Here is a 1,186-nt window from a genome sequence, read left to right as displayed (position 1 = left end):
CCGCCAGGAGGGGCGTGGCATAGGACTTGTCAATAAGATAAAGGCTTATGCCCTTCAGGATCAGGGGCTTGATACAGTTGAAGCCAATGAAAAATTGGGTTTTAAGCCGGATTTGAGAAATTATGGTATAGGTGCACAGATCTTGGTTGATCTTGGTGTAAAAAAAATGAGGCTTATAACAAATAACCCCAAAAAAATGATCGGGCTTGAAGGATACGGATTAAATGTTGTTGAGCAGGTTGGAATTGAGATTGGAGCAAATCAATATAACAAAGGATATCTTTCATGCAAAAAAATTAAAATGGGGCATCTTATAGAAATGGATGGAACATCGTAACCATAATGTTGTTTAGTATTCTTAAATATAGAGGATTATATGTCTAAAATAATCGATGCCAAGTTTATTGTAAAAGGCAAGAAATTTGCGATTGCAACAAGCCGTTTTAATGATTTTATTTGATCAATTTCCTTACAATGCTGGAGAGTTTTGATTCTATCGATTCCTAAATTCAAATGAACTACCCCGTAGCAAGCTAAGAGGTATCTGAAAACAGGCCTAACTGCAAAGGTTGGCCATGATTTTTTTAACCTGCTTCAATCCCTTGCTTTTTTACATACTCTTGAATCGTATTTTCATTTGTATGGCGACTGACTATTGTTATGAAATAACCTTTTTTACCAAAATTCCCCACCCAACAGTTTGCCTTTAACTTTTGGGACCTTTTTGAATATTTTTCTTGCTGTTATGCTTTCTACTGTTTTTACTATTTTTGTTGGGCTATGACTATATCAACCTAAAACTGACCCATCCTGGCGAAGGTTAAATTCATGGTTTTTTCTTTCTGTCATAGACAGGGGAACATCGTTTTCCTCTCAGTTAGCCCCTTTCTTCTTACTGAGATTTTCCCGCAGCCAGTAACTTTCCCAGTTACAGTTAATGATATAGACTTTATGGTTTCGCTAATCTAAAATTGACCCCTTTTGGGCCTAAACGATAACCCAAAATTGACCCCCCAAAAAGCGAACTCTGATAATGAGATTGTCCGGACGGCAATCAAAAATTATTGGAGGAAAGGAGAATGCTTACGGTGGATCAATATGATTTTATTCGGACGAGTCATCGGGTTTATGGCAAGAAGGTAAAGGAGATAGTCAGAGAAACGGGTCATTCGAAAAACACGATCAA

1 pseudogene is annotated in these 1,186 nt (G+C 37.3%); it reads left to right on the top strand.

The features are described from left to right. Positions 1–337 (top strand): annotated as a pseudogene (locus VXK47_RS00120) (bifunctional 3,4-dihydroxy-2-butanone-4-phosphate synthase/GTP cyclohydrolase II); the annotation flags it as partial. Between the last annotated feature and the right edge of the window lie 849 nt (positions 338–1,186).

The sequence above is a fragment of the Desulfobacterium sp. N47 genome (assembly GCF_051233685.1).
Classification (GTDB): Bacteria; Desulfobacterota; Desulfobacteria; order Desulfobacterales; family RPRI01; genus RPRI01.
Note: the sequence above shows the minus strand (reverse complement) of the source record. Positions and strands in the feature narration are given on the sequence as shown.